Here is an 8,359-nt window from a genome sequence, read left to right on the forward strand (position 1 = left end):
CCCTCTCCGGCAAGCAACTCGACGCCATCGCGCACGAACTTAACGGGCGCCCGCGTCAAACGCTTGCATGGCGAACGCCTGCCGAAGTATTCGCGTCAGCTGTTGCGACGACCGCTTGAGAGCGCCGTCCTTCGACGCGGACGCCACGGCCGTCTTGAGGTGTGCCTCCAGACGCTGGAGCGCGGTCTCGATGTTGGTGGTGGCACAGCCAGCGCTCGCCGCCGGCTTCGCGGGAGGTGCTGAAGCCAGCGACAGGAGGACGACAGCCTTCAAGAGCATCACGGTGGATTCCTTTCACGGGGCCATGCCCGGAGCAGGTGGGACTTTACTGGCGGAGCACCAGCAGCCGCACTTCTGTCATGTCTTCCATGGCGTACTTCACGCCCTCGCGGCCCAGGCCTGAGCCCTTCACGCCGCCGTAGGGCATGGTGTCGACCCGGAAGCTTGGCACGTCACCGACGACGACCCCGCCCACCTCCAACTCGTCCCAGGCCCGCATCGCCCGGGACAGGTCCTGCGTGAAGAGGCCCGCCTGGAGGCCGTAACGGCTGTCATTCACCCGGCGCAGGGCCTCGTCGAAGTCGCGGAACGGCTGGAGCAGCACCACCGGACCGAAGGCCTCCTCCGCGCACAGCGCCGCGTCTTCCGGCACATCCTCCAGCACGGTGGCATCAAGCAGCGCGCCGCGCCGCCCTCCTCCCGTCAACACCCGAGCCCCTCGCTCCACGGCCTGATGGATCCATCCCTCCAGCCGCCGCGCCGCGTGCTCGTCAATCAGCGGCCCCAGCGTGGTGGATTCATCCCGGGGATTGCCCGCGCGCAGGGCTTTCGCCCTCGCGACGAGCTTCTCCCGCAGGGCGTCGTACAGCGACTCGTGTGCGAGCACTCGCTGCACCGAGATGCAGCTCTGCCCCGCCTGGAAGAAGGCCCCCTGGGCGATGCGGTCCGCGACGAAGTCCAGGCGCCCGGCCTGGTCCGCGTCCACCACACAGGCCGCGTTGCCACCCAGCTCCAGCACCACCTTCTTGCGGCCGGCTCGGGCCTTCAAATCCCAGCCCACCTTCTCCGAGCCGGTGAACGACAAGAGCTTCAGCCGGTCGTCCTCGATGAAGGGCCCCACGTCCTCCAGACGCGTGGGCAACACGGAGAAGGCGCCTTCGGGCAGCGCTGTCTCCGCGAGCACCTCCGCCATGAGCAGCGCGCTCACCGGCGTGCGGTCCGACGGCTTGAGGACGAAGGGGCAGCCCGCGGCGATGGCGGGCGCCACCTTGTGCGCCACCAGGTTGAGCGGGAAGTTGAACGGCGTGATGAAGGAGCACGGTCCCACCGGCACGCGCTGCGTGAAGCCCCGGTAGCCCGCGGCGCGCGATGACACCTCCAGGTTGAGGACCTCTCCGCCGCCGCGCACCGCCTCCTCCGCCGCCGCCTTGAAGGTCTCGATGAGCCGGGTGACCTCCGCCCGCGCGTCGCGCAGCGGCTTGCCCGCCTCGATGCAGAGGGCGAGCGCGAACTCCTCCGCTCGCTCCTGGAAGCGGCGCACGCAGTGCTCCAGCACCTGCTGCCGGGCATACGGCGCCAGCTTGCGCATGGGCCCCGTCGCTCGCACCGCCGCGGCGATGGCCTCCTCCACGGCGGCCGCGTCCGCCACGGCCACTCGCGTGACGACCTCCCCTGTGTACTTGTCGGTGACGGGCAGCTCCGCGTTGGGCTGCCTCGGGCGGTTGGCCACGTAGTACGGGTAGCGCTCAGCCAGCATGACGTTCCTCTCCTTCGCGTGTGTGCCCATGGCTCACGACTCCACCAGGGGACCGGCACCGAGCGCCCGCGCGGTGTCCGTGTAATCAATGGGCAGGTCGATGACGTGCACGCCGCCCGACTCCAGGCAGCGCGTGAGCGTGGCGCCGAACTCGGTGGCGCTCGACGGGCGGTGGCCTCGTGCTCCGTAGGCCTCCGCGTAGCGGACGAAGTCGGGATTGCCCAACGTCATCCCGAAGTCGTGCAGGCCCATCTCCTCCTGCTTCCAGCGGATCATCCCGTAGGCGTCGTCGCGGACGACAATCACGGTCAGGTCCAGCTTCAGGCGCACCGCCGTCTCCAGCTCCTGCGAGTTCATCATGAACCCGCCGTCACCGCAGACGGCCACCACCTTGCGCCGGGGGTGCACGAGCTTCGCGGCGATGGCGGACGGCAGGCCCGCGCCCATCGTCGCGAGCGCGTTGTCGAGCAGCAGCGTGTTGGGCCGACGGCAGCGGTAGTAGCGGGCGAACCACAGCTTGTACATGCCGTTGTCCAGGCACACGACGCCGTCATCCGGCATGGCGCGGCGCACCTCCGCGACCAACCGCGCGGGGTAGATGGGGAAGCGGTCGTCCGCGGCGCCACTGACGAAATGCGCGTCGAGCCCCGCGCGCGACTTCTCGAACGGCGTGAAGTCCCAGTGCGAGCGCGGCCCCACTCCCTCCGCGATGCGCCACACGGCGTTCGCCAGGTCTCCCGTCACCTGCACCTGCGGGAAGTACACGGGGTCCACCTCCGCCGAGGAGAAGTTCAGGTGGATGACCGTGCGGCGGCCATCGCGCATGACGAACGGTGGCTTCTCGATGACGTCATGGCCCACGTTGAGGATGCAGTCCGAGGCCTCGATGGCGCGGTGGACGAAGTCGCCGTCGGACAGCGCGGCCGTGCCCATCCACAAGGGATGCGTTTCATCCACCACGCCCTTGCCCATCTGCGTGCTGAAGAAGGGCAGACCCACGCGGTCCACGAAGGCGCGGAGCATCTCCGACGTCAGCTTCCGGTTGGCCCCCGCGCCAATCATCAACAGCGGGCGGCGGGCCGACGCGAGCGTCTCCACCGCCTGGGCAATGGACGCCTCGTCCGCCACGGGCCTGCGCGCGACACCGGGCGACAGGGGCACGGCGTCGGTGGGCTCGCGCGCCACGTCCTCGGGCAATTCCAGGTGGGTGGCGCCGGGGCGCTCCTCCTCCGCGCGGCGGAAGGCCTCACGGACCGCCGAGGGCACGTGCTCCGCGGAGACGAGCGTGCGGGTCGACTTGGTGAGCGGCCGCATCATCCCGACGACGTCGACAATCTGGAAGTGCCCCTGCTTGCTCACCTTGATGGGCTTCTGGCCGGTGAGCATCACCATGGGCATGGCGCCGAGCTGCGCGTACGCGGCCGCGGTGACGAGATTGGTGGCCCCCGGCCCCAGCGTCGCCAGACATACGCCCGCGCGTCCGGTGAGCCGTCCCTGCGTGGCGGCCATGAACCCGGCCGCCTGCTCGTGCCGTGTGACGACCAGGCGCATGCCGGCGGTGCGCATGGACTCCAGCAGGTCCAGGTTCTCCTCGCCGGGGAGTCCGTAGACACAGCGCACGCCCTCCGCTTCGAGCGCCTTCACGAACAGATCCGATGCCTTCATGGGATGCCTCTCCTTCGGTGACGAGGAAGATGTACCCGGGGGCCTCGATTCGTACATTCGTCTGTTTTCATCGAGTCGATAGATGCCGTCTATGATGGTTCCATGGAGCTTCGACACCTCCGCTACTTCTCCGCCGTCGCGGACGCGCTGCACTTCGGGCGCGCCGCGCGGCGGTTGCACGTCTCCCAGCCCACGCTGTCGCACCAGATCCACCAGTTGGAGGAGGAGGTCGGAACACCGCTCTTCGAGAGGGCTCGCACCGGGGTGCGGCTCACGCAGGCCGGGGAGTTGTTCCGCACGTATGCGTCCCGTGCGCTGGAGGACGTGAACGCGGGCCTGTCCGCGGTGGGCGCGTTGCGAGGACTCGCCACGGGAGCGCTGCGCGTGGGCTATCCCCCGAGCATGCGCGGCCTCGTGGTGCCGGCGCTGACGGCGGTGCTGCGCAGACATCCCGGGCTGGCGCTGAGCGCGCAGGAGGCCGTGGTCCGGAAGCTGGAGCGGCAGCTGGCGGACGGAAAGCTGGACGTGGGCCTGGGCTATGCGCCCGCGCGCCTGGCGGACCTGGACGCGGAGCCCGTCTTCGACAGCCGGCTCGCGCTCGTCGTCACGCGGGGGCATGCGCTGGCGGGCGCGGAGTCCGTGGGGGTGAAGCTGCTCGCGGAGGAGCCGTTCGCGCTGCTGTCACGCGGCCTGCGGGTGCGCGCCCGCGTGGACGCGCACTTCGCGGCGATGCGGTTCGCACCTCGCATCGCGCTCGAATCGAACGCGGTGGCCACCGTGCTGGCCATCGTCCGTGCGGGCCTCGCCGTCACGGTGCTTCCGGAGCCACGACTCGCGGATGCGGAGCGGCTGGTGGTGAAGCGGCTGTCCCCCGCGCCCCGCTCGGAGCTGGCGGCGCTCCTCTGGCGTAAGGGTGCCCCGCGCACACCCGCGGCGGAGCTGTTCGCGGCCGAGGTCCGGACACGGGCGAAGGAAGACGTGGGTTAGGCGAAGGCTTCAGCCCCAGGGCCGCAGCCAGAGCACCCATCCCGCCAGGCCCAACTGCACGACCAGGGTCAGCGTCGCGCCGACCGCCTGGATGGGATTCGTGCGGAGCAGTCCGACCGCATGCGCCAGCCGCGCCACGAGCAGCGCACCGCCGAAGACATGGAGCGCCGTCGAGTTCCCACCGCTCAGCTCCGCCAACAGCAGCAGGATGAGCGCCAGGGGGACCTGCTCGACGTTGTTGCCATGCGCGCGGATGGCGGACCCGAGGCCGGCATGGCCTCCGTCGCCCCGGAACACCTTGAGCTTCGTGCGGACCATGCTGACGTTGATGGAGAGCGCCACCGTGAGGAAGGCGTTGAGCGCGGCGTAGAGCGAAGTCACCGGGACCAGGGAGAGCGTGCCGAGCAGGGGATTCGTCAAGGAGAGAGCCTCCAACCACGAGAAGGCTGGGACGCTAGCCGTTTCATGACGCCCGTGGGATGCGACGACTCCGGCGTTGACGCCGCGAGGGTTGACTGTGACCCTGAGTCCCGTGTCATTGAACTCCCAGGCGGAAGCGTTCTTCACGGCATCAGGCGTTCGGCTCCGGCGGCGAGGTTCTCGTCCAGGCGCCTTCAACTGGCTGATGCTCCCGGGCGGGCCGGGGATTGGCTCCGAGAGCCTATTCAGCCTGGCGGACGCGTTGGACGTTCCCGGGACGTGCTGGATGGTGGACCTGCCGGGAGACGGGTCCAACGTCTCTCCTCCCGGTGCGTCCCAGAATCCCTACGACGTGTGGCCGAGGGTCCTCATCGAGGCCGCCCAGGCACTTCCGAACTGCGTCTATCTGGGGCACTCCACGGGCGGCATGTATCTGCTGTCCGTGCCGGAGCTGGAGTCGCTCCTCGTGGGCCTGGTGCTCGTGAGCACGGCGCCGGACGCGAACTGGCGTGCGCCGTTCTTCGAGATGACCCAGCGCCATCCCCTGCCCGAGGTCGACGCCGCGACCCGGCGTTATGAAGCCGAGCGCACGGATGAACGGCTCCGCGACATCGCGGTGGCGTCGGCGGAGTGGAACTTCACGCCGGAGAGCGTCGCGGCGGGGCGCGAGCTGTTGCGGCGGATGCCCTACAACCGCGCGGCGGTGGACTGGTCCGACCGGAACTTCGATGAGACGTACGTCCACACCTGGTGGCCGCGCTCCCTGCCCACGCTCATCATCAGCGGCGCCGAGGACCGCATCGTCCAGCAGACGCCCTGGTCGCAGCCCGCGTTCCAGGGGCCGCACATCCTCCACCAGCGGGTGGAGGGCGCCGCGCACTTCCCCTGGATGGAACGCCCGGACGCCGTGGCTTCCGCGATGCGCGCGCTGGTCGCCCGGATGACGCCACATCCCTGAGTCCCCAGGTCTTGCACCGGCGTACGTCCTCGCCGAGCATCGCCCCGTGTCTCCCCTCCCCCTTCACGTCCTGGCTGACCGCTTCGTGCGCACGCGCGCACAGGAAGCCGCGCTCGTCCTGGGCGCGGCGCTGTGCACCGCGCTGTTCGCCCAGGTCTCCATCTCCGTGCCGGGCTCACCGGTGCCCATCACGGGACAGACGCTCGCGGTCGTCCTCACGGCGGCGGCGCTCGGCCCCGGGCGTGGCCTGACCGCGCAGGTCGGCTATCTCCTGCTGGGCGCGGTGGGACTGCCCTTCTTCGCGAAGGGCGCCAGCGGATGGGGAGCGCTCGCCGGTCCGACGGGCGGCTTCCTGGTGGGCTTCCTCCCCGCCGCGTTCCTCGTGGGCCTCGCGGCGCGCCATGGATACGACCGGCGGTGGTGGACGGCGGTTCCGCTCTTCCTCGCGGGCCAGCTCCTGGTCCTGATCATCGGCGTGTCGTGGCTCCACGTGAAGGCCGGGCTCGACTTCGCCACGGCCTTCCAGAAGGGCTTCGTTCCCTTCATCCCCGGGGGAGTGCTCAAGGCCGTCATCGCCGGCCTCGTCATGCCGCTTGCCTGGAAGCGCTTCCGGCATGGCGCGCCGTGAAGAAGCGCGGTCATGCCCCGGAACGGCCGAGCCACTCCTCGAACCGCGTCTTCCGCCTGCGCGGCCCCCGGGTGACGGCTCGGCGTGCGCCTCGGCTCCCCATGCGAGCACCAGCGCAAGGGGCAATCTGAAAGGTTGGGACAGGGATGCGTGACCTCCCACATGGGCACGCTAGCATCGCGGATGCTCGCGCAGTGCCGCTCTTTCCCTCAGTCCGAGCTGCGTCCAAAGCCCCTTGATTGCGTCAAGGCGCCGCCCGTCCACCGACCTCCGGAAAGCGTTGGTAGGCGCGCTTGAGTGCATCCAAATGGGCGGGGTTTTCCAGGTCGAGCGGCGCGTCGGTGAGCTGTACGACCCAGCCGCCGGATGCCGTTCGACGCGCTCGCGAGAGCAATTCAGCGTCGCGGGTCGGGTCGGGGAATCCAAGGGTCCGCGAGGCAGCGGCTGACCAGTAGTTCAGCCACCCAAGGTAATAGGGGATCTCTGGTGCGCGGATCTGATCGAGGAGCTTGAGGGCCGGCAGCCCCCGACGTGGGGACGGCGGCCCTTCCAGTGTGGGGGCTGTCTGATACGCGATGTCCAGCGCAGCGTCATCCGGCGTCGCATGCCCCCAGAACGCGCAGGCGCCCTCCGCTACTCGCTCCAGCATCTCCCCCGCTGCCGCGATAACGGCCGCATCTAGCGGTAACTCCGCTTGGACGTCGAGCAGCGGCTGACCGCCCGGTCCGAGGCGTCCCGACCTCCCCCTTCCTGAAACCGTCACGGGGTAGCTCTCGTCGCCATTGCACAGGAGTGGGAGCTTTCCGCGTGGTGTCGCCTCAATGAGCCAAGCGTCGCGTTGAGGTAACTCGATAGTGCGCCCTCCTTTGCCCACTTCCCAATTCAGGCGCAAGCCGGGCAGCGCCCGTTCCATTCCACGGACGACCGCGAGTGTGCGGCCATCATTGGCCACGAGCACTGGCGCGTAGACGGTCAGATCGAGGCGTTTCTGAGTGGTCATCGCTTGCATCCTGTGACGACGACATTGAGGAATCGATTCGCTCGCAACAGCGCGTCTTTGTGCGCTTGGGTGCTCACCCCGATCACGCAGCCATATCCGCATGCCGCCGCTGCGTCTTGCTCCCTTTCTATTTGCTCCAACTCCTTCGCAATCTCCTGCCTCCGGATGAAGTCATTGTACGAGTCGAATCGATGAGTCTTGATCTCCCACAGCACGCGCACGCCAACTTGCAACGCATCGAAGCGCACGCCGCCCACAAGCACATCCATTCCGGGATAACGGTTGGGTGGGAACTTGTCGGCGCATTCATCATGCGGGGCGTCCTCGCCCGCGTGGGGCACTGGAACAGGCTCGCAACTGGCGCGGCCCGTCCTATCCACAGGCACAGGTGGCACCGGGGGCTGCCAGTCCTGCCCCGCTGGCTCGGGCTTCAGCTTGGGCTTGCGTTGCGCTTCAGCTTCCCTGGAGGACACCTTCGTTCCTCGTGAGGTCCCTGCTTCTTCGGGGTAGGCGTGGCGGAGTTCGTATGAATCCAGCGCTTCTTTGATGGCGACGGCGACCACCACCACGCCAAGCACGATCACGGCGCCCACAACGATCTCAGGAGCCACCAGAACGCAGAGCCCGACTCCCATGGCACCAGCGCCAGCGGAGGCGACCGCGCATCTTCCCTCAGTGTCGTGGAACTCGATCCGGTCATGGTCGAGGGCCTGATAACACCGCTCCACCAGGACGGACCAAGGCTGGAAGCCTCACGGACAACGCACTGCCCGCCGTCCGTCCAGGGCAGCGCCGCCGCTCGCTGGAGATGGGCAATCTGGGCCTGCTCCGGTTCGGTGGACAGGTTGACTACGCTGCCAGCCTCTTGGTTGCGGCCCTCCGCTCGTATTCCACTGGGCTGACGTAGCCCAGGGCGGAGTGGCGCCGCTTCCGGTTGTAGAACAC

At 68.8% G+C, this 8,359-nt stretch carries 9 protein-coding genes and 1 pseudogene; 4 read left to right on the top strand and 6 right to left on the bottom strand.

Annotation, left to right across the window (positions count from 1 at the left end):
• A pseudogene (locus D7V77_RS45240) lies at positions 1-119 on the top strand (IS30 family transposase); the annotation flags it as partial.
• Between the two features lie 206 nt (positions 120-325).
• On the opposite strand, the gene D7V77_RS38205 reads toward D7V77_RS45240, so the two are convergent.
• Both D7V77_RS38205 and D7V77_RS38210 read right to left on the bottom strand, forming a co-directional pair.
• Positions 326-1,756 (bottom strand): aldehyde dehydrogenase family protein, encoded by a 1,431-nt coding sequence (locus D7V77_RS38205; RefSeq protein WP_120581163.1) that lies wholly within the window; start codon positions 1,754-1,756, stop codon positions 326-328.
• Between the two features lie 33 nt (positions 1,757-1,789).
• Positions 1,790-3,421, bottom strand: a complete 1,632-nt coding sequence (locus tag D7V77_RS38210; protein ID WP_120581156.1) for an acetolactate synthase large subunit — start codon at positions 3,419-3,421, stop codon at positions 1,790-1,792.
• A gap of 102 nt (positions 3,422-3,523) precedes the next feature.
• Here D7V77_RS38210 and D7V77_RS38215 point away from each other — a divergent pair, with 102 nt between their 5' ends.
• A complete protein-coding gene (locus tag D7V77_RS38215) occupies positions 3,524-4,408 on the top strand; it encodes a LysR substrate-binding domain-containing protein (RefSeq protein WP_120581157.1) in 885 nt (294 codons plus the stop codon).
• 9 nt (positions 4,409-4,417) lie between these two features.
• On the opposite strand, the gene D7V77_RS44025 is transcribed toward D7V77_RS38215, so the two are convergent.
• Positions 4,418-4,828, bottom strand: coding sequence for an MAPEG family protein (locus D7V77_RS44025; RefSeq protein WP_158624568.1), 411 nt, complete (start codon positions 4,826-4,828; stop codon positions 4,418-4,420).
• A 205-nt stretch (positions 4,829-5,033) separates the two neighbouring features.
• Here D7V77_RS44025 and D7V77_RS38225 point away from each other — a divergent pair, with 205 nt between their 5' ends.
• Both D7V77_RS38225 and D7V77_RS38230 read left to right on the top strand, forming a co-directional pair.
• Positions 5,034-5,786: an alpha/beta fold hydrolase gene (locus tag D7V77_RS38225; protein ID WP_120581159.1), complete on the top strand. Its 753-nt coding sequence runs from the start codon at positions 5,034-5,036 to the stop codon at positions 5,784-5,786.
• A gap of 85 nt (positions 5,787-5,871) precedes the next feature.
• On the top strand, positions 5,872-6,414 hold the full coding sequence (locus D7V77_RS38230) for a biotin transporter BioY (RefSeq protein WP_233597487.1): 543 nt from the start codon (positions 5,872-5,874) through the stop codon (positions 6,412-6,414).
• 244 nt (positions 6,415-6,658) lie between these two features.
• Here D7V77_RS38230 and D7V77_RS38235 read toward each other — a convergent pair whose 3' ends face one another.
• The 3 genes from D7V77_RS38235 to D7V77_RS46075 all read right to left on the bottom strand — a co-directional run bounded on the left by D7V77_RS38235 (position 6,659) and on the right by D7V77_RS46075 (position 8,359).
• The gene (locus D7V77_RS38235; protein ID WP_120581161.1) at positions 6,659-7,414 is read right to left on the bottom strand and encodes a DUF5953 family protein; all 756 of its coding nucleotides are present in this window, start codon (positions 7,412-7,414) and stop codon (positions 6,659-6,661) included.
• The gene (locus tag D7V77_RS38240; protein WP_306466099.1) at positions 7,411-8,049 is read right to left on the bottom strand and encodes a DUF6310 domain-containing protein; all 639 of its coding nucleotides are present in this window, start codon (positions 8,047-8,049) and stop codon (positions 7,411-7,413) included. The genes D7V77_RS38235 and D7V77_RS38240 overlap by 4 nt, the downstream gene beginning before the upstream one ends.
• 214 nt (positions 8,050-8,263) lie before the next feature.
• On the bottom strand, positions 8,264-8,359 hold the full coding sequence (locus D7V77_RS46075; RefSeq protein ID WP_367303451.1) for an IS3 family transposase: 96 nt from the start codon (positions 8,357-8,359) through the stop codon (positions 8,264-8,266).

The sequence above is a fragment of the Corallococcus sp. CA041A genome, from assembly GCF_003612075.1.
GTDB lineage: Bacteria > Myxococcota > Myxococcia > Myxococcales > Myxococcaceae > Corallococcus > Corallococcus exiguus.

Excerpts from the sequence above, each read along its gene's own strand:
- D7V77_RS38205 (WP_120581163.1), bottom strand. The coding sequence starts at position 1,756 with ATGCTGGCTGAGCGCTACCCGTACTACGTGGCCAACCGCCCGAGGCAG.
- D7V77_RS38225 (WP_120581159.1), top strand. The coding sequence starts at position 5,034 with ATGCTCCCGGGCGGGCCGGGGATTGGCTCCGAGAGCCTATTCAGCCTG.
- D7V77_RS38215 (WP_120581157.1), top strand. The coding sequence starts at position 3,524 with ATGGAGCTTCGACACCTCCGCTACTTCTCCGCCGTCGCGGACGCGCTG.
- D7V77_RS38240 (WP_306466099.1), bottom strand. The coding sequence starts at position 8,049 with ATGGGAGTCGGGCTCTGCGTTCTGGTGGCTCCTGAGATCGTTGTGGGC.
- D7V77_RS38235 (WP_120581161.1), bottom strand. The coding sequence starts at position 7,414 with ATGACCACTCAGAAACGCCTCGATCTGACCGTCTACGCGCCAGTGCTC.
- D7V77_RS38210 (WP_120581156.1), bottom strand. The coding sequence starts at position 3,421 with ATGAAGGCATCGGATCTGTTCGTGAAGGCGCTCGAAGCGGAGGGCGTG.